This window comes from Amycolatopsis echigonensis (assembly GCF_002846615.1).
Taxonomy (GTDB): domain Bacteria; phylum Actinomycetota; class Actinomycetes; order Mycobacteriales; family Pseudonocardiaceae; genus Amycolatopsis; species Amycolatopsis echigonensis.
Window position 1 is genome coordinate 196881 of record NZ_PJMY01000001.1, and the last position, 17766, is coordinate 214646.

At 67.9% G+C, this 17766-nt stretch carries 17 protein-coding genes; 7 read left to right on the plus strand and 10 right to left on the minus strand.

Features of this window, described 5'->3' with window-relative positions:
- Positions 1-342: 342 nt before the first annotated feature.
- Positions 343-2112 (minus strand): helix-turn-helix domain-containing protein, encoded by a 1770-nt coding sequence (locus tag ATK30_RS00880; protein ID WP_244194454.1) that lies wholly within the window; start codon positions 2110-2112, stop codon positions 343-345.
- A 205-nt stretch (positions 2113-2317) separates the two neighbouring features.
- On the opposite strand from ATK30_RS00880, the gene ATK30_RS00885 reads away from it, so the two are divergent.
- The 3 genes from ATK30_RS00885 (at position 2318) to ATK30_RS00895 (ending at position 7021) form a co-directional block, all read left to right on the plus strand.
- The gene (locus ATK30_RS00885; protein WP_244194455.1) at positions 2318-3643 is read left to right on the plus strand and encodes an MFS transporter; all 1326 of its coding nucleotides are present in this window, start codon (positions 2318-2320) and stop codon (positions 3641-3643) included.
- A gap of 200 nt (positions 3644-3843) precedes the next feature.
- On the plus strand, positions 3844-5337 hold the full coding sequence (locus ATK30_RS00890) for a tannase/feruloyl esterase family alpha/beta hydrolase (protein ID WP_463672398.1): 1494 nt from the start codon (positions 3844-3846) through the stop codon (positions 5335-5337).
- Positions 5338-5383: 46 nt separating this feature from the next.
- Positions 5384-7021 carry a long-chain fatty acid--CoA ligase gene (locus ATK30_RS00895; RefSeq protein ID WP_244194456.1) on the plus strand — a complete coding sequence of 546 codons (1638 nt, stop codon included), beginning with the start codon at positions 5384-5386 and terminating at the stop codon, positions 7019-7021.
- Here ATK30_RS00895 and ATK30_RS47210 read toward each other — a convergent pair.
- From ATK30_RS47210 to ATK30_RS00910, 3 genes are all read right to left on the minus strand, one after another.
- Positions 7006-7269 carry a hypothetical protein gene (locus ATK30_RS47210; RefSeq protein WP_101433818.1) on the minus strand — a complete coding sequence of 88 codons (264 nt, stop codon included), beginning with the start codon at positions 7267-7269 and terminating at the stop codon, positions 7006-7008. The two genes, ATK30_RS00895 and ATK30_RS47210, sit on opposite strands and share 16 nt — an antisense overlap.
- Positions 7227-7784, minus strand: coding sequence for a sigma factor-like helix-turn-helix DNA-binding protein (locus ATK30_RS00905; protein WP_208637217.1), 558 nt, complete (start codon positions 7782-7784; stop codon positions 7227-7229). Before ATK30_RS00905 ends, ATK30_RS47210 begins: the two co-directional genes overlap by 43 nt.
- A gap of 202 nt (positions 7785-7986) precedes the next feature.
- Entirely contained in the window at positions 7987-8649 is a 663-nt protein-coding gene (locus tag ATK30_RS00910; protein WP_101433819.1) for a TetR/AcrR family transcriptional regulator, read from the minus strand.
- Positions 8650-8825: 176 nt separating this feature from the next.
- Between ATK30_RS00910 and ATK30_RS00915 the strand changes: the two genes are divergently transcribed.
- The gene (locus ATK30_RS00915) at positions 8826-9017 is read left to right on the plus strand and encodes an SDR family NAD(P)-dependent oxidoreductase (protein WP_208637218.1); all 192 of its coding nucleotides are present in this window, start codon (positions 8826-8828) and stop codon (positions 9015-9017) included.
- A 201-nt stretch (positions 9018-9218) separates the two neighbouring features.
- Positions 9219-10493 (plus strand): IS701 family transposase, encoded by a 1275-nt coding sequence (locus tag ATK30_RS00920; RefSeq protein WP_101433821.1) that lies wholly within the window; start codon positions 9219-9221, stop codon positions 10491-10493.
- 9 nt (positions 10494-10502) lie between these two features.
- On the opposite strand, the gene ATK30_RS00925 is transcribed toward ATK30_RS00920, so the two are convergent.
- A complete protein-coding gene (locus ATK30_RS00925; protein WP_101433822.1) occupies positions 10503-11228 on the minus strand; it encodes a TetR/AcrR family transcriptional regulator in 726 nt (241 codons plus the stop codon).
- Positions 11229-11346: 118 nt separating this feature from the next.
- Between ATK30_RS00925 and ATK30_RS00930 the strand changes: the two genes are divergently transcribed.
- Both ATK30_RS00930 and ATK30_RS00935 read left to right on the plus strand, forming a co-directional pair.
- On the plus strand, positions 11347-12786 hold the full coding sequence (locus ATK30_RS00930; RefSeq protein WP_101433823.1) for an aldehyde dehydrogenase: 1440 nt from the start codon (positions 11347-11349) through the stop codon (positions 12784-12786).
- 327 nt (positions 12787-13113) lie between these two features.
- A complete protein-coding gene (locus ATK30_RS00935; protein WP_244194470.1) occupies positions 13114-13341 on the plus strand; it encodes an SDR family NAD(P)-dependent oxidoreductase in 228 nt (75 codons plus the stop codon).
- A 188-nt stretch (positions 13342-13529) separates the two neighbouring features.
- On the opposite strand, the gene ATK30_RS00940 is transcribed toward ATK30_RS00935, so the two are convergent.
- The 5 genes from ATK30_RS00940 to ATK30_RS00960 form a co-directional block, all read right to left on the minus strand.
- The gene (locus ATK30_RS00940) at positions 13530-14084 is read right to left on the minus strand and encodes a class I SAM-dependent methyltransferase (RefSeq protein WP_208637219.1); all 555 of its coding nucleotides are present in this window, start codon (positions 14082-14084) and stop codon (positions 13530-13532) included.
- A 229-nt stretch (positions 14085-14313) separates the two neighbouring features.
- Positions 14314-15285, minus strand: a complete 972-nt coding sequence (locus ATK30_RS00945; protein WP_101433824.1) for a 5-oxoprolinase subunit C family protein — start codon at positions 15283-15285, stop codon at positions 14314-14316.
- The gene (locus ATK30_RS00950) at positions 15275-16147 is read right to left on the minus strand and encodes a 5-oxoprolinase subunit B family protein (protein ID WP_101433825.1); all 873 of its coding nucleotides are present in this window, start codon (positions 16145-16147) and stop codon (positions 15275-15277) included. The genes ATK30_RS00945 and ATK30_RS00950 overlap by 11 nt, the downstream gene beginning before the upstream one ends.
- Positions 16144-17505, minus strand: coding sequence for an acetyl-CoA carboxylase biotin carboxylase subunit (locus ATK30_RS00955; RefSeq protein WP_101433826.1), 1362 nt, complete (start codon positions 17503-17505; stop codon positions 16144-16146). Before ATK30_RS00955 ends, ATK30_RS00950 begins: the two co-directional genes overlap by 4 nt.
- The gene (locus ATK30_RS00960; protein WP_101433827.1) at positions 17502-17756 is read right to left on the minus strand and encodes an acetyl-CoA carboxylase; all 255 of its coding nucleotides are present in this window, start codon (positions 17754-17756) and stop codon (positions 17502-17504) included. The genes ATK30_RS00955 and ATK30_RS00960 overlap by 4 nt, the downstream gene beginning before the upstream one ends.
- Positions 17757-17766 lie beyond the last annotated feature (10 nt).

The following is a 17766-nucleotide window of genomic DNA, read 5'->3' on the forward strand; positions in this document are numbered from 1 at the left end:
GCTGCCGAAGTCCGACCCGGTGGCCGCGGGAGGAGCCACGGGCGATCGCGCCACCAGAGCACCCCGTGCGGCCGGGCGAGATCGTGCTCGTCAGGACCGGTTGCCTCAGCGGGTTGCCGACCCCGAAACGCTCGCCGAGCACGCCACGGCCGGGCCGGACACCAGCTCCGCGCGACGGCTGCTCGAGAACGCGATCTACCGCTGCCAGTCGATCTACCTCGAACAGCTGGCCCGCGACCACGTTACGAGTTCCTGTTCGTGGCACTGCCGGTCAAGGTCGACGGCGCGACCGGATCGATGCTCGACCCGGTGGCCATCGTCTGACCCCGGTCCGCGATGGGCTCAATGCGGGGTGCTCGCGCGGAGTTGGTGCAGCCGCAGTCCGAGTTGCAGTTCCAGATCGTGTTCCTGGCGCCAGTCGAAGCCGAGAACGCTGCTCGCGCGGTCCAGTCTCTTGAGCAACGTGTTGACGTGCACGTGCAGGGCCCGGGCCGTGGCCGCGACGTTCGCGCGGTGCAGGTAGTAGGCGCTGACAGTGTCGACCAATCTGGTGCCGCGCCGCTGGTCGTGGTCCAGCAGCGGACCGACGGTGCCGGCGATGAAACGGTCGAGCTCACCGGCCCGTTCGGCGTCGAACACCATCGCGTACAAGGCATACCGGCCGGTGGTGGCACCGAGATCGGTGTGCCCGAGCGCCCTCATCACCGCACCACAACGGCTGGCCAGCGAGAAGACGCGCGACCAGTCGTGGTCGACCGCCTGCTCACCAACCACCGTGACCGGCCCGCCCAGCCTGCGGCGCAGCTTGCGATGGACCTCCTCAACGGTCTTCTCGCCGGTTTCGCCGCCGCTGGGCAGGATCATCGTCGCTCTGCCGAGATGTTCGCCGGCCAGGCCCGCGCACTCCCGCGCGATGTCGTGCAGCTGACGCGAAAGGTCGGTGGACGACAATGCCGGTGACTCCGCGACGACGACCAGATCCAGGCTGTCCACGTCGATGTTGCGGGCCCGGGCCCTGGCCCGCTGGGCGGGGCTGATCCCGGGGCTGCCCACCATCAGCTCGGTCAGCAGCTCGCCGCTCAACCGTTCGCTGGCCTCGGCGACCGCCCGCTCCTTGAGGATCAGCAAGCCCAGAATGTGCGTGGCTCGTTCCAGCGTGCGCAGGTCCATATCGTCCGGAGCACCGTGGCGGCTCCACGCCAGTGCGCCCAGATAACTGTCGCCCGCCCGGATCGAAGTCACGCTGGAGGCGACCCCGTCGTCGTCGATCGAGGTCGTGCAGCGGCCCGAACGACGAGCTGTCTCAATCGCCTCGTCGCTCGCCGGGCGAGTCCGGCACGGACTGGACGCCGAGTCGGTCCGGGCCACCGCGACGCAAGTCTGGTCGAGAACCGTGACGCTGCCGCCGAGGTGGTCGGCCAGCAGTTGCGCGACGTCCTCCGGGGTCCCGCCTTCGAGCACCGCACCGGTCAGCGCTTCGTGGACCGCCTGCGCGCGCTCCATCACCGCCATGTGTTCTTCGATCTTCCGGTACGCGGTTTGCAGTTCCCGCAAGGCATTCCGGCTCGCCTCGTAGAGACGCGCGTTGTCGATGGCGACCGCGGCGTGATCGGCGAAGGCACTGAGCAACGCGATCTCGTCAGCGTGGAAGGACCGCTCGGAACGGTCCGCCGCGAACAGCGCGCCCACCGCTTCGTCGCGGATCACCAGCGGCACCCCGAGCAACGCGACCAGCTTCTCCGGGCCGGCTATCCGGTCGAAGTTGGGATCGTGGTCGATCAGCGTCGCGGCGGAGTAGTTGCGCACCCAATGCGGACTCCGGGTGGCGAGCACCTTGCCGCCGAGCCCGACGGTGGACGGGATCGAGGCCGCGAGGAAAGCCTCGGAAATGGTGCCCTCTGTCGCCCTCGCCGACAGCCTGCCGTCCGGGCCGACCAGCGAGAGGTAGGTGAAGTCGGTGCCGATCAGATCGTGCGCGTGATGGACGATCGACCGCAGCACCTCGTCCAGGCTGCCCAGCGCGGTGAGTGATTTCGCGGTGGCATACAGGGACGCCAGTTCACGTTGCCGGCGCGTCTGCGACCGCGCCTCGTCGCCCGGGCCGATGGCCACTCTGCCATCCCTCCTGCGTCGACATGGTGGAATCTTCCACCGAATCACGGCCAAATGTGGATGATGCATACCTCAGACACACACTAGCGCCGACATAACATGACCGCCATCACAATTTCCCGTGCTACCAGCGAAGGCGGCATGTATGGCAGCCCAGCTCGCCCAGCCAGAAGGACAATCCGGCCAGCTCAGCGGCGGCCAGCCTATGATCCGGAAGCGAGCGTTCCGCAGGCTGATGGCCGCGGGACTGATCGGAAGCTCCATCGAGTGGTACGACTTCTTCCTCTACGGCACCGCGGCCGCCTTGGTCTTCCCCAAGGTCTTCTTCCCGCACTCCTCGGCGCTGACCGGGACGCTGCTGGCGTTCAGCACGTTCTGGGCAGGGTTCGTGGCACGCCCGGTCGGCGGGGTGCTCGCGGGGCACCTCGGTGACAAATACGGCCGGAAACCGGTGGTGGTCGCCTGCCTGGCCGTCATGGGGGCCTCGACCTTCCTGATCGGCTGTCTGCCGAGCGCGGCCGCCGTCGGCGCGCTGGCGCCGACACTCCTGGTCGTCCTGCGGTTCATCCAGGGACTCGCCACCGGTGGGCAGTGGGGTGGCATCGTCCTGCTGCTCACCGAGTCCACCGGCGCCAAACGACGCGGTTTCGCCGGAACCTTCGGCCAGACCAGCGTTCCGGTCGCGGTGATCATCTCCAATCTGATCTTCGTGGTCGCCAGCGGGCTGATGCCGAACTCCGCCTTCCTCAGCTGGGGCTGGCGAATCCCGTTCCTGGTCAGCATCCTGATGTTCGGCGTGGTCATCTACATCCAGGCCAAGGTGGAGGACACGCCGGAATTCCGTGAGCTGCAACGGGAAGCGGCCCAGCAGCGGACCGCGGTGGTCCGGGCCCCGCTCGCGCAGGTGGTCCGCGACAAGTGGGGCACGATCCTGCTCGGCTGCGGGCTGCTGTCGGCGACCAACAGCCTTTTCTACGTCAGCATCTCCGGTCTTTTGAGCTATGGCACCAGTTCTCTCGGACTCCCGCGCAACCCGCTGCTCGCAGTGGTGCTCGGCGCCTCGGTCGCGATGGTGGCGGTCATCCCGTGGTCGGGCCACATCTCCGACAAGGTGGGGCGGCGTCCGCTGATCCTGATCGGCGGCCTCGGCGTCGCCGCGTGGGCGTTCCCGTACTTCGGACTGGTGGGCACCGGGTCACTGCCGCTGATCTTCGTCGCGGTGGTCGTGGGTTTCGTGTTCCAGTGCCTCACCTACGGCCCGATCGCGAGCTTCCTCGGCGAGCTTTTCGCGCCCGCCGTCCGCTATTCCGGCGCGTCTCTGGCCTACCAGCTGTCCGCGATCATCGTCAGCGGCGGCACGCCGTTCCTGATGACCGCGCTCATCGCGGGCACCGGCAGCACGATGCCCGTCGCGGGTTTCATCCTGCTGATGGGGCTGATCACCTTCGCCAGCGCGTGGTTCCTGCCCGAGACGAATCCGGCCTCCGTTCGCCAGGACCCGAACGTCGTTCCCGGCACCCAGCTCTACTGACTAGCCCGCTCCCGGCACTCCCGGTACTCGCACGACTCGAAGGAGAGACCAGCGTGCGCAGAAAAACGGCTCGACGAATCACCGCGGCGACAGCGATCGTTCTGTTGCCCGCGGCCGGAATCCTCACCACCGCCCCCGCCGGCGCGACCACGGCGCCCGGATGCGCCGGGCTCGATCAGATGAAGATCCCCGCCTCGGTGATGAGCCTGCCCACCAGCGGCGGCCAGGTCACCTCGACTGCTGTCATGACCAGTGTGGTCAGCGGCAAGATCGTCCAGTACTGCCAGGTCGACGCCGACATCTTCCCGGTCGACCACACCGCGCCCGCCATCAAGATGCGGGTCGCGCTTCCGTACGGCTGGAACCGCAGGGCGATGATGTTCGGCGGAGGCGGCTACGACGGCTCCATTCCCGATGTGACGGAAAACGTCCCGTTCGGGCCGACGAACGAGCCTGCGCCGCTAGCCCGCGGATACGCGACGTTCGCGAGCGACTCCGGTCACGAGCAGAGTCCGACCGCGCTGCCGTCGCTGGACGGCTCTTTCGGCATGAACGACGAGGCGTTGACCAATTTCGCCGCCGGCGACGCGCTCAAGAAAACGCGCGATGCGAGCCTGTTCCTGCTCCGCAACGCTTACCAGGAGCAACCGGACGAGGTCTACTTTGCGGGCGGCTCGACCGGCGGCCGGGAAGCCCTCGACGTCGCGCAACGGTGGCCGACCGCCTTCAACGGCGTGATCTCCGCCTATCCGGCGTGGAACAACCTCGCGGAAATACTGGACCTCGGCTACCTCGCGCAGATCCTTTCCCAGCCGGACGCTTTTCCCGGTCCGGACAAGCAAACGCTGCTGTACAACAGCGTCATCAGCGCCTGCGACGGACTGGACGGGGTCAAGGACAACGTGGTCTCGAACCCCGACGCCTGTCATTTCGACCCGCGGGTGTTGCGCTGTCCGGACGGCGCCGACACCGGCCCGGGTTGTCTGTCCGACGCGCAGATCGCCGCGGTGACCGCCATGTCCTCGCCGTTCCGGTGGCCATACCCGGTGGCCAGCGGGGAAACCCAGTATCCGGGCTTCCCGTTCCTTTCCGGGTCGGACATGCGGACACCGTTCCTCGGCTTCGGCACCACCGCGCCTGCGAATCCGATGCCGCAGACCAGCGGCTACGGACTGCAGTACTGGGACCAATGGGTCAAGTATTTCCTGACCAGGGACCCGAACTACAACTCGCTGGCGGTCGATCCCCGGAATCCCGGTGAATGGCTCAGCCGGATCAGTTACCTGTCCACGATCGAGGATCGCAACAACGCCGACCTTCGCCCGTTCTTCCGGGCAGGCGGCAAGCTGGTCCTGCTGCACGGTGCCGCGGACGAACTGGTCTCCCCTCGTTCGACGAACGACTACTACACCCGGGTGCGCACCATCGTCGGCGCGCAGGAGACCGATGCGTCACTGCGGTATTACGTGGTGCCAGGGGCGAACCACGCGAACTTCGGCACGCCGGCGTTCGCCGCGAGCTGGGACTCGCTCACCGCACTGGAGAACTGGGTCGAAAAAGGACAGTCGCCGTCGAACCCGGTCGTGGCCGACGCGAACCACAACCGCACTCGCCCGCTGTGCGCGTATCCGGAATGGCCCCGGTATCGCGCCGGGGACCCGAACAGCGCGTCGAGTTTCGTCTGCGCCCGTTGACCGTCGTTTCCTCCGGAGAGAAAGCACACCGCGAATGCTCGGTTTGATGCAAGATCGCCCGCTGTCCCTGCCGCACGTCTTCCGGCGGGTGGAGCGCTACTTCGGACACAAGACCGTGGTGTCCGGCCGCGTCGGCGGAGAGATGACGATGACCTGGGCTGAGGTGTGCGCACGGGCGCGTCGCCTGGCCGCCGGGCTCGAGAAGCTCGGCGTCTCAGGCGACGCCCGCGTCGGCACGTTCGCATGGAACAGCCATCGCCATGTCGAGTTGTATCTCGCGGTGCCCTGCACGGGACGGGTGCTGCACACGATCAACCACCGGCTGTTCGGGGAGCAGATCACTTACATCGTCAACGACGCCGCCGACGAGGTGCTCTTCGTCGACCGGTCCATCCTCCCGGTCGTCTGGCCGCTGGCGGACACCTTCGGCACTGTGCGCGCCGTAGTGGTGATGGACGACGGCGGCGACGCCGAAATCCCGGACGATCCCCGCATCGTCGACTACGAGGAACTGCTCGCCCGCGCCGGGGACAGCGGCCGGGATTTCAGTGTCGAGGACGAGAACACCGCGGCCGCGCTGTGCTACACCTCCGGCACCACCGGCAATCCCAAAGGCGTGCTCTACAGCCACCGTTCGGTGGTGATGCACGCCAGCCTGCTGCTGATGGTCGACACCTTCGGCATCAGCGAACGGGACGTGGTCATGCCGATCGTGCCGATGTTCCACGTCAACGCCTGGGGTTTGCCCTATGCCGCGATGCTGTGCGGGTCGGACCTCGTACTGCCTGGTCCGGCGATGAGCTCGCCGGAACTGGCCGGCATGCTGGCGGGCCACCGGGTCACCTTCGCGGCGGCGGTCGCCACGGTCTGGCGTGGCCTGCTGCCTTTGCTGGAGCGGCACGACTTTTCCGCCGTGCGCCAGATCGTCTCCGGTGGCGGCGCGGTGGACGAGGCGCTGACCATCGCGTATGAGAAGGCCATCGACGTGCCGCTGACCAACGCATGGGGCATGACCGAAACCAGCCCGGTGGTGAGCAGCTCCCGGATCGCTACCGCGCACGATGAGTACACCCCCGAACAACGACGAGAACTCCTCGCCACGCCTGGCCCGGCGATTCCGCTGACGGAGGTGCGCATCGTCGGCGACGACGGACACGAGGCACCGTGGGACGGCCGCACCCCCGGTGAGCTGCAAGCCAGCGGCCCCACCGTCGCGGCGGGATATTTCGGCGCGAGCGCCGCTCCGGACGCCTTCACCGAGGACGGCTGGCTGCGCACCGGCGATGTGGCCACAGTGGACCGTTACGGCTACGTGCGCATCGTGGACCGCACCAAGGATCTGGTGAAATCGGGCGGCGAATGGATTTCGTCGGTGGAGCTGGAAAACGCGATCATGGCACATCCCGGGGTGGCCGAGGCCGCGATCATCGGAGTCGCCGATCCGAAGTGGGGCGAACGCCCGGTGGCCTGCGTGGTGCCCGTGCCCGGTGCCACGCTCACCGCGGACGCCGTCCGCGAGCACCTACGCCGGCGCGTCGCCTCCTGGTGGTTGCCGGACCAGGTGTTCTTCCTCGACGAGATACCGAAAACCGCGACGGGTAAGTTCTCCAAACAACGCCTGCGCTCGTTGTACGCGCGGCGAGTGTTACGCGGCCCGGCTGTCCCGCGTCAACAGACTTCGTAGCATCCTTCCAGTCGTGCGCGGCCGTTCTCCGGAATCCCGCCCAGCGCACGGTCGAGACCCCGTGCGAGCGCATGCGTGGCGGGCTTCCGCAGCGGAACGTCCGGATCTTGCACGATCCGCACCAGTTCGACGGTTCCCGCCGGTGGCGGCGTCCAGTCGAGCGGGGGCGAAGTGGACGACCTGAGGGTATGGGCGCGCCGCGAACTCAGCGGAGGCCGGACAGCTTGTCCAGGTTGGTGGTCGAGCAGATGCCCGCGATCCGGTCACCGTCTTGGGTCGGCTCCAGCACGACCGCGCTGACCGGGCTGACTCCGGAGAACACCAAGGCGCACGGATCGCCCGCCACCCACCGGTAGCGGATCTCCAATCCGGCGGCCGGGCGTTCGACCATGACCGTGGTGAACACCGCGGCCACGGCGTCGCGACCGTGCACGGGACGCAGGCTCACCGCCGGGCCCAGGCCGCCGCTGTCGCTCCACAGCGTGCCGTCCGGGGCCAGTATTTCCAGCAGGGCGGGCAGATCGCCACCGAGCACGGCGGCCGCGAACCGTTCGGTGACCTCGGCGTGCAGGCCGGGGTCGACCTGATGCCGGGGTTGGCGTGTGTGGAGGTGACGACGCGCACGGGTGGCCAGCTGCCGTACCGCGGCCGGGGAACGGCCGAGAATCTCACCTATTTCGGTGTGGGCGAAGCCGAACACCTCGAGCAGCACGAAGGCCGCGCGCTCCAGCGGACTCAGGGTTTCCAGGACGACGACGAGCACGGCCGTGGACAGCGTCTCCTGCGCTCGATCGCATCGGCGGCATCGCCGGTCGCCGTCAGGACCGGCTCGGGCAACCAGGGTCCGACGTAGCTTTCGCGGCGGCGATCCACCTCCGCCCGCCGCGCCAGTGTCTGGTTCACGGCCGCGTCCTCTCGTCATCCGTCACAGCCATAGCGGACCGCGTTGCAGTACTAAGAGCCGACTATCCGTTCGCATACCCGCGGAACAGGGCTCGCAGAATTGCAGTAAGCCGGGGGCCGACGTCAACGACCGCGTGCGCGAGTTCGGGATCAGTCTCGTAAAGCTCGCGCAGCTGGGTTCCAGGCGCGGCCATCTGCCACATTGCGCCAGCCATCGACGTCGCCGCGGCGACTGCGTCCCACGCCTGTTCCGAACTGACACCGACGATACGCCGGAGTGCTGCTGCGACGGTTCCCGCCGCATCGATGGCTGCGATCTTGAAATCCTTGGCCACCGCCATCGACACGCCCCGCTCGAGATTGAGCGGCACGTGCGCGAGGAGGTCGCAAAACAGAGGCCGCTCCACCAGACTCGACGCGAGCACAATCGCGACTCGTTCGTCGCGGGCAGCACCGGCGCAGTCGATCGCGTCCAGCTCGGCCGTCACCTGCCCGGCCCAGTCGGCCCACTCAGACTTGGCGAGCCGAAGGAAGATCTCTTCGCGAGTCTCGAAGTACCGCAACATCGTCGACTTGTGCATCCCGACGCCCGCAGCGACGTCAGTGAGGGTGACTTCCCGGACACCGCGGTCAAGAGCCTGAGTCCGCGCCGAACGCAGGATTGCCTCTTCGCGGACCTGTTTGGCCTTCTGGGAACGCGCGCGTTCGAACTGCGGTGTCGCCATGTGCACACGATAGTGCAACACAGTTGCGAAACTAGTGCAACCGTGTTGCACTAAGGTCAACGGGTGCCCGCTCGACGATGTCGCCGTCGCCCGTACCGAGCGCGTCCGGAAGCCCCTGCGAAGACATCGCGCTGACCGGCTGGCGCGAGGCTGCCCCGGCTGAGACAAGGAACTTCGTGACCGCGCGGACTGTCGTCATCACTGGTACTTCGAGCGGCTTCGGTCGCATCGCCGTGGACCATTTCGCCAAGGCCGGATGGAAGGTCGTCGCGACCGTCCGCAAAACCGCGGACCTCGAAACCCATGCCGAACTGGACAACCAGGTCAACGATGAGCATTCGAGAGACGGGGCAGCCGTACTTACTTGACCGTTACCGCGCATTCACTCCTGCGCGGCCAGCTTTCTCTTAGTTAATACTCCAGCTGTAGTTCGTGATCTTGCTGGAGGGGTCGTGTGAGACGGGTGCGGCCGCCACGTGATCATGGTGTTTGTGAGGACAACTCAAGATCATGTGGCGGCCGCGGCTGCCAGCGTAGACCCTGCGCGATGGCAGTCGTTGCTGGGTGAGATGTTCGTGCGGATCGGGCGGCGGTTCGTGCGGGTGGAGTCGCGTCGGCGGGCCGGGCGGTTCGTGCAGGGTCTGTTGTCCGGGCTGGCGCGGGTGAACTGCTGGACCATTGCTGAGCAGGTCGGAGACCGGACCCCGGACGGGATGCAGAACCTGCTCTCGCGCGCGACATGGGACGCGGACGGGGTCCGCGACGACCTGCGCGAGGTCGTGGTCGAGCACCTGGGTGTCGAGGACGCGATGCTGGTCATCGACGAGACCGGTGACCTGAAGAAGGGCGTCGAGTCGGTCGGGGTGCAGCGGCAATACACCGGCACCGCGGGACGGATCGAGAACTCGCAGATGTCGGTGTTCCTGGTGTATTCCACCCCGGCCGGGCACACGTTCATCGACCGCGAGCTCTACCTGCCCGAAAGCTGGGCAGAGGACCAGGCCCGGCGGGACCGGGCCGGAGTGCCCGCGCAGACCCTGTTCACCACGAAATCCCGGCTGGCCTTGGCGATGATCGCTCGTGCGCTGGAGGCGGGAGTCCGGGTGGGGTGGGTGACCGGGGACGAGGCCTACGGCAAAGACGCCGCCGGCCTGCGCGATCCGCTCGAGGCCCGCGAACAGGCCTATGTGCTGGCCGTGGCCTGCGACCACCGCGTTCCCGGTCCGGGCGAGGAGAGCGTGCGGGCCGACGAGCGCGCCGCCGCGCTGCCGAAGCGGGCCTGGCAGAAGCTCTCCGCCGGGGCCGGCGCGAAAGGCCGCCGTTACTACCTGTGGGCCCGGCTGCGGCTGCATCCGGCAGGCAAGACCGGATACCACTGGATCTTGATGCGCCGTAACCGGCGGACCGGGGAAACGGCGTTCTACCGCTGCTACAGCCCCCGCCGGGTCGCGCTGGCCGACCTCGCGCGCGTCGCCGGGCGGCGCTGGACGATCGAGGAGACCTTCCAGACCGGCAAAGAACTCACCGGCCTCGACGAACACCAGGTCCGCACTTGGACCTCCTGGTACCGCTGGACCACCCTGGTCATGTTCGCGCACGCCTTCCTCGCCATCGCCGCGGCTCAGGCTCGCAGCACACCGTCGGCCGAGGACCTGATCCCGTTGACACGCAACGAGATCAGGCACCTCTACGCCCAGCTCATCCTGCAACCAGCACGCAAGATCATCGACATCCTGGCCTGGTCCGCCTGGCGCCGACGACACCAACACCGCTCCCGCCAAAGCCACTACCAGCAGCGACACCAACAACCAGCACCCGATCACGAACTACAGCTGGAGTATTAACGAGGATGGCTATGAGCGTCCGGGGCAACGGCCGATCGCGCGCTCCCCAGCCATGAGCAGGACCAGCAAACGCTCCATCCGCCCGGCGAAGTCGACGTGCACCGCAGCCGCCGGAAGATGCGCGCTCGCCTCGACGACCGCCGGCCCCGGGTTCGCCAAAGGCCAAAGACCCGCGACGAACGTCGACGCCAGCGACGCGACCTCGAGCGCCTCGGTCTTCGCGAGACCCGGCACAGCGGCGGCGATCAGTTCGGCGAGCGCCGTGTGCCGCTCGACGATCCGCAGCTTGAATCGCATCACCAATTCGGCCGACACGTTCCGCTCCAGCACGGCGGCGAGACAGCTCCACATCTCGCACAGAGCGGGGCGTGCAGCCAATGAGCCCGCCCACAGCTCAGCCACCCGGGACGCCGCGGCGGCACCGTCTCTACCGCCGGGGAGCTCGGCGACAGCGGACCGCAACGCCGCAAGCCAGTCGCCGTAGGCAGCGTCGAAAAGCTCAAGGAAGATCGCTTCTCGGGATTCGAAGTAGCGCAGCACGTTCGACGAGGCGAGACCCACACGGCAAGCGATTTCGCGCAGCGTGATCTCGGCGATCGCTCGCTCGGCGAGCAGCTCCTCCGCCACAGCCAGGATCGCCCTGCGGCGCTGGTCCCGCTGCTCGGGCCGCCGCGCCCGGCGGAAGTCCGGTGCGGCGGGCTGCCCGACATCGCGGGAACCGTTCTCGACGACCACGGTCTCCCCTCCTCCCTCGTCCGGCCCAAGTTAACAGAACGCATCTCTCTTGTTAGTGCAACGTCGTTGTGTTAACTTAACAGTACGACATTCTGTTATCAAGCACGGAGGCGGCGAGATGCCGGACTACCAGCATTTGTTCATCGGCGGCCGCTGGCAGCGCCCGGCCGGATCGGCGCTGATCGAGGTGCGCTCCCCGCACGACAGACGCCTGGTCGGCACGGTTCCGGAGGCGACTCGAGGAGACATCGACCGCGCGGTGGCATCCGCACGCGCCGCGTTCGACTCCGGCAGCTGGGCGGATCGGAGCCCGGCGGACCGACAGGAGGTCATCCGCCGCTTCGACGAACTGCACCACGCGCGGGCAGACGAGTTCTCGGGCCTGATCACCGACGAGAACGGGTCGCCGAGCTGGTTCACCTCGATGCTGCAACGGTCCCTGACCGATCAGACCGGCTCCTACCTCCGCGCCGCGGAGCAGTTCGGCTGGGAGGAACGCCGGGCCTTGTCCGAGGCGACCGACCTCGTGCTGCGCCGAGAAGCGATCGGAGTGGTCGCCGCGATCATCCCGTGGAACGCGCCGCACCAGTCCGCGCTCGCGAAGATCGTGCCCGCGCTCCTGGCCGGGAACAGCGTCATCCTGAAATCGGCCCCGGAAACCGCGTTGGACGGCATGGTCCTGGGCGATCTGCTGACCGAAGCCGGGTTGCCGGAGGGCGTCTTCAGCGTGCTGCCGGCCGGCCGCGAGGTCAGCGAGTACCTGGTGTCGCACGCCGGAGTGGACAAGGTCGCGTTCACCGGGTCGACGGCTGCCGGACGGCGCATCGCCTCGGTGGCGGGCGAGCAGCTGAAGCGGGTCAGCCTGGAACTGGGCGGGAAGTCCGCCTCGATCGTCCTGCCCGACGCCGACCTCGCGCAGACCGTGAACGGCCTGAAGTTCGCGTCACTGGCCAACAACGGCGAGGCCTGCGTGGCCCACACGCGCATCGTGCTTCCCCGCTCGCGCTACGACGAGTTCGTCGACGCGCTTGCCGAGATGGTCTCGACCCTGCCCGTCGGCGACCCGCGCGATCCAGCGACTTTCATCGGCCCGATGGTGCGAGCCGATCAGCAGCGGCGGGTCCGCGACTACATCGGCATCGGCGCCGCGGAGGGTGCTCGCATCGTGGTCGGAGGCACCGAAGCGCCGAACACACCGGCGCTAAGCAAGGGCTACTACGTGCAGCCGACCCTGTTCGCCGACGTCGACAACTCGATGCGCATCGCCCGCGAAGAGATTTTCGGCCCAGTCCTCGCCGCCATCCCCTACGACCACGAAGACGACGCAGTGAAGATCGCCAACGACTCGGACTACGGGCTCAGCGGCGGCGTGTGGACCTCGGATCGCGAGCACGGCCTCGCGGTTTCCCGGCGGATCCGCACCGGCACGTTTAGCGTGAACGGCGCGTCCCGCGGTTTCGAGGCTCCGTTCGGCGGCTACAAGGCAAGCGGCATCGGCCGAGAGTACGGCGCCGCGGGGCTCGCCGTGTTCACCGAACAGAAAGCCGTCGCACTCTGAGTCACGCCGCCCGTTGCACCCGGACAGCGAGCTCGGTAATAGTCGAAGTTATCGCACTTAGTTAGGCTTGAACCCAGGTTGCGCACGTAGGAGCTCAATGGAGTTGTACGGATCATCCGCAGTGGTAACGGCGGGGCGTCCGGGCTCGGCGAGGCGACCGTGCGCTGGCTGAGACCGAGTACGTCCACGCCGACATCACCAGCGAGACCGACGTGATCGAGGCGGTCGAGGCCGCCGCTGCCCTGGCACCGCTGCGCGCAGTGGTGAGCTGCGCTGGCGGTCTCGGCGGCCGGACGGTCGGCCGGCACGTACGAATCCGCCCATTCCCTGGAATCGTACAAAAACTACGTCATGCTGAACCTGGTCGGGACGTTCAACGTCGTGCGGCTGGCTGCGACCGCGATGTCCCGCAACGAGCCGGACCGCGACGGCGGACGCGGCGCGATCGTCATGACGGCCAGCGTCGCCGCGTTCGACGGGCAGATCGGCCAGGCGGGCTGCGGCTCGGCCGAAGCGGGCATCGTGGGACTGACCCTGCCGGTCGCCGGGACCTGACGCCGGTCGGCATCCGCATCAACACCATCGCGCCGCGAACGCGGTCACCGCACGCATCATGCCGCAGATGGCCTATACCCGCGCCGGGGACTACGAGGCCGCCCTCCGGTGGCACACAATCTGCATGGAATCGACCGAGCGAACCGGTGACGCGTGGTTCCAGTCCTGCTCGCTGTGGCAGGCAGGTCTCACGCACCTGCGGCGAGGCGACGCACCGACCGCGGTCGGCGGTCCGGGGTAGCCCGCTGCCCACATGCCGAGTGCGCCGGTGGCGGTGCCGGGAATGTGGGCTGCGTGGGAGAACACCAGCCTGCCGCCGGGGTGAGCCGTTGCAGGACTGCTGGGAGCAGCGCGGTCGGGTCGGTAAACCACGCCGCTCCCCAGATCGAGTAGATCGCGTCCCTCCGCTGGTCGGTGGTGGTGAGGAAATCGAGCACGTCCGCCTGCTCGAAGTGGGCGTTGGGGAGGTGAGCCCAGCGGCTACGGGCGGCGTCGACCTGGACTGGAGAGAGGTCGACGCCGGTGGCGACGACGCCCTTGGTTGCCAGTGCCGCGACGGCGTTGCCCCGGCCAGGACCGAGGTCCAGCGTGGTGAGCGGGTCGCCGAGCAGTTCGTCGCCGGGCCCGTGGCCGTCGTATTGGCACCAGCCGAAGGCGTTCGTCAGCGCGTCCTCGGGGGTTTCGTCCGGGACTCCGCGGCCGTAGCGGTCCCAGTATCCGGCTGGGTCGGCGATGCTGGACATGGACGGGCAACGTACCCCGCCCGTGGATCATGGCCGGTCGGGTCGGCCCAACCCACCGTAAACGCGTACACGGCCCGCTACTCCTTGAGCTACGGCCCGCCGCAAAGTAGCGGCCCGCTCGCGGCGACGGCGACGTGCATCAGTTCGGCTTCGTCGTCGCGCAGGACCGCGATTGCGTCCTCAGGTGTCGTGGCGCTGCGGTCGCGGATGCGGTGGGCGAGTTGGTTGCTCACGCCAGGGCGTCGCGGATTGCCTGCAGACGGCCGGCGCGATCGTGGCGGGCGCGTAGGGCGTCGTCCATCGTGACTTGCACGAATTGGACCTCGGTGTGCGGTGCCATCTGGCCAAGGAGGTCCATGTCGGCGCTGATCACCGTGCCGAGCGTCATGTAGCCGCCTGCCGAGACGGCGTCGCGGTGCAGGACGATCGGTTGGGTGCCGCCGGGGACCTGGATGGAGCCGATCGGGTACGGCGCGTCGACGATGTTCGACGGGTCGCTGCCGGCCCCGAATGGCGGTGTGCGGTCGACGTACTGCAGCGGCGAACCGCCGTTGAACCGGTAACCGATCCGGTCGGACTCGGAGGCGACCTTCCAGGTGTCGGCGAAGAACCCGGCCAGCGAATCGGGCTTGACCAGGTGGTCGTACAACCCGGTGACCACGCGCAGCTCGTAGGACTTGGCGAGCCTGCTGCGCAGGTTCGCCTCGAGGGTGCGGCCCGTGACGACAGTGCCGGGGGTGCCGATGTCGAGGACGTCACCGGGTCGTAGTGGCCGTCCGTTGTGCCCGCCGAGGCCGCCGAGCGCGTACGTCGACCGGCTGCCGAGCCTTTCCGGCACGTCGATGCCGCCTGCGACGGCGATGTACGCTCGGGCGCCAGCCGTGGCAAAGCCGCAGGCCAGCACTTTTCCGGCGGGAAGGGAGATGGCGGTGTTGGTCGGCTGTGGCTCGCCGTCGACGGTGACCGGAATCTCGGCGCCGGTCACTGCGATGTGAGTGTCCACTGTCGACACGAGTTCGGGGCCTATCAACGCGCATTCGAGCGCGGCCGCCGTCTCCGGGTTGCCGACGAGCAAGTTGGCGGACCGGTACGCGATCTGGTCCATGGCGCCGGCGGGCGGGATGCCCAGGTGGTAGTTGCCGGTGCGGCCGTGGTCCTGGACGCTGCACAGCAATCCGGGTTTGCGGATTTCAACGGCCATTGAGTGCCTCCACGAGCGTGGTCGGATAGCCGGTCTGGTCGGCGGTGTAGGCGTCCAGTTCGAACCGCACGTCGGCGGTGCGTAACTGGAAGGCGCCCTGGTCGACCTGGGCAACGAGCTCGTCGTACTCGGCCCGGTCGACGGGACGGAATTTCACGATGTCCCCCGCTCGGAAGAAGATCATCGAGTTCCGTAGATGCGGCTGGCGCTGCTCGACGTCGTAGATCGGGATCGGGGTGACGCCGAACATCTGGTACCCGCCGGCACCGCGCACCGAGTAGATGCAGGCGAAACACCCACCGTGGCCGACGGTCAGGCGCGGAGTGTCGGTGCGCGGTGTCAGATATTTGGGCACCTGGAGCTGCCGCCGGCGCTCGACCATCTGGTACATGAACGGCAGCCCGGCGACGAAACCCACCGTCGAGACGAACCAGGGCGTTGACGAGTGCGCTTCGATAAAGGCGTCCACACCGGACAGATCGTTGATCCGGGCGGCGTACTCGATGTCGGTCGAGTCGGGGTCCTGGTGTCGCTCGCGAAAGCGCATGAGGACCTCGTGCGTCCACGGGTCGTTGTAGAGCACCGGGATCTCGACGATGCGGGTGTCCAGGACCTTGTCGACGTCGCCGAACGCCGCTTCGATGTCCTCGAGCTCGCGTTGGACGTCGCGGGCGGCGATGACATCGGGATCGAAGCGGACCTGCAGCGACGCGTTCGCCGGGCAGTTCTCGGTGATCCCGTCGATCTTGCGGACGGCCAGCTCCTGGGACACCAGGATGCTGGTGAAGAACGCCTCGAGCGTCATCTCCTCGGAGTACTCGACGAACAGGTGCTCGTCGCCGCCTGGTGTGTAGCGGGTCATGCGCGTGCTCCTTCTGGACTGAATTCGCTTTCCAACCAGGTCGTGTGCACGTCGCCTGCCTGCACGTCCGGGTGTGCCAGCAGCTCGCGCAGGTACTCGACGGTGGTCGCCGGCCCTTCGATGTCCACTTCGGACAGTGCACGGTCGAGCCGGGCGAGTGCCTGCCGCCGGTCGGCCCCGGAGACGATCAGCTTGCCGATGAGCGAGTCGTAGAACGGGGGGATCGACGAGCCGGGGCGGACCATGGTGTCCACGCGCACGCCCGGCCCCTGCGGCCAGGTGACCGCGTCGACTCGTCCGGGCGATGGCAGGAAGCCGCGTCCGGGGTCCTCGGCGTTGATCCGGACCTCGATGGCGTGACCCCGGTGTCCGATGTGTTCCTGGGACCAGGGCAGCGGGTCGCCCGCGGCGATGGCAAGCATCGCGGCGATCAGGTCGACGCCGCAGATCTCCTCGGTGATCGGGTGTTCGACCTGGATCCGGGTATTCATCTCGATGAAGAAGAACTCCCTGGTCGTCGGGTCGTAGAGGTACTCGACGGTGCCCGCGCCGCGGTAGCCGACGTGTTTGGTCAGCGCGACGGCCGAGGCCACCAACTCTGAGCGGGTGTTGTCGTCGAGGACGACCGCAGGTGCCTCCTCCCACAGCTTCTGGCGACGGCGTTGCAGGGAGCAGTCGCGTTCGAAGAAGTGCACGGCGTCGGTGCCGTCACCGAGCACCTGGACTTCGATGTGCCGGGCGTGCTCGACGAAACGTTCCAGGTAGACACCGCCGTTGCCGAACGCTGCTTCGGCCTCCCGGCTCGCCTCCGCGACTCCGGTCCGCAGCGTCCCGGCGTCGTGGGCGATCCGGATGCCGCGTCCGCCGCCGCCTGCCGCCGCCTTGATGAGGACGGGGTAGCCGATCGATTGGGCGACTTGCACAGCGGCGTCGGCGTCCGGGACGAGACCGTTGCTGCCGGGCACCACCGGGACGCCTGCTTCGCGGGCGGTGGCGATGGCGCGGGCCTTGTCGCCCATCCGCGCGATCGTGTCCGGATCGGGTCCGACCCAGGTCAGGCCGGCGTCGACGACCTTGCGCGCGAACTCGGCGTTCTCGGACAGGAAGCCGTATCCGGGGTGCACGGCGTCGGCGTGCGTCTTGGCGGCGGCGGCCAGCACCGCGTCGTGGTTGAGGTAGCTCTTGCGCGCGTGGGCGGGGCCGAGGCAGACGACCTCGTCGGCGAGGTCGACGGCCAGAGAGTCCGCGTCTGCCTCGCTGTGCGCGACGATGGACGTGATGCCCAGGTCGCGGGCGGCCCGGACGGTGCGGACGGCGATCTCCCCGCGGCTGATGATCAGCAACCGGTTGATGCTCACGAGGCAGCCACCTCGATCTTGACCAGCACGTCGCCCGCGTTCACGGCGTCCTCGTGCTCGACGGCGAGTTCGACGACGGTGCCCGCGACGCCGGCCGTGACAGGGTTGAACATTTTCATGACCTCGATCAGCCCGACCGTGTCGCCTTCGGCGACCTGGGAGCCGACCTCGACGTACGCGGGCGCCGACGGTGACTCCTTGGCGTAATAGATTCCCGGTATCGGTGCGGTCACTTCGTGGATCTGGGACATGACGGCCTTC

Coding starts and splice junctions, on each gene's coding strand:
- ATK30_RS00950 (WP_101433825.1), bottom strand. CDS start 16,147: ATGACCCGCTACACACCAGGCGGCGACGAGCACCTGTTCGTCGAGTAC.
- ATK30_RS00885 (WP_244194455.1), top strand. CDS start 2,318: ATGATCCGGAAGCGAGCGTTCCGCAGGCTGATGGCCGCGGGACTGATC.
- ATK30_RS00945 (WP_101433824.1), bottom strand. CDS start 15,285: ATGGCCGTTGAAATCCGCAAACCCGGATTGCTGTGCAGCGTCCAGGAC.
- ATK30_RS00910 (WP_101433819.1), bottom strand. CDS start 8,649: ATGGCGACACCGCAGTTCGAACGCGCGCGTTCCCAGAAGGCCAAACAG.
- ATK30_RS00890 (WP_463672398.1), top strand. CDS start 3,844: ATGAGCCTGCCCACCAGCGGCGGCCAGGTCACCTCGACTGCTGTCATG.
- ATK30_RS00895 (WP_244194456.1), top strand. CDS start 5,384: ATGCAAGATCGCCCGCTGTCCCTGCCGCACGTCTTCCGGCGGGTGGAG.
- ATK30_RS00960 (WP_101433827.1), bottom strand. CDS start 17,756: ATGTCCCAGATCCACGAAGTGACCGCACCGATACCGGGAATCTATTAC.
- ATK30_RS00940 (WP_208637219.1), bottom strand. CDS start 14,084: ATGTCCAGCATCGCCGACCCAGCCGGATACTGGGACCGCTACGGCCGC.
- ATK30_RS00920 (WP_101433821.1), top strand. CDS start 9,219: ATGTTCGTGCGGATCGGGCGGCGGTTCGTGCGGGTGGAGTCGCGTCGG.
- ATK30_RS00930 (WP_101433823.1), top strand. CDS start 11,347: ATGCCGGACTACCAGCATTTGTTCATCGGCGGCCGCTGGCAGCGCCCG.